At 39.6% G+C, this 255-nt stretch carries 1 protein-coding gene; it reads left to right on the top strand.

Translation table 11 applies throughout. From position 1 onward, the window contains the following. Window positions 1-15: 15 nt before the first annotated feature. Window positions 16-72: a hypothetical protein gene (locus tag ACIR310F_RS27445; protein ID WP_331271297.1), complete on the top strand. Its 57-nt coding sequence runs from the start codon at window positions 16-18 to the stop codon at window positions 70-72. Window positions 73-255: the final 183 nt, after the last annotated feature.

Raw genomic sequence — 255 nt, 5'->3', positions numbered from 1 at the left:
GATGCTATCATTGAGGTGACAGGTTTAACTGGTACTCTGACAGTTAATAACTTTACAACTGCCTTAGCGTAGCTTCTGGTATGATGTAGCTGAACCACGTTGTAGGGATGTTTCATGAAACGTCTCTACAACAGCCTTAAAGTATCCTGTGATTGATGGGATATGATCAAGATTCAATTATTAATAACCGCACATTAGACAATTTGAATGATTTGATAACATGGTGCGTTACGCTGTCGCTAACAGACCCTACGT

Source organism: Dolichospermum circinale AWQC310F, from assembly GCF_000426925.1.
Lineage (GTDB): Bacteria > Cyanobacteriota > Cyanobacteriia > Cyanobacteriales > Nostocaceae > Dolichospermum > Dolichospermum circinale.
The sequence above is the reverse complement of the archived record's forward strand: the minus strand, read 5'-3'. Positions and strand labels throughout refer to the sequence as shown.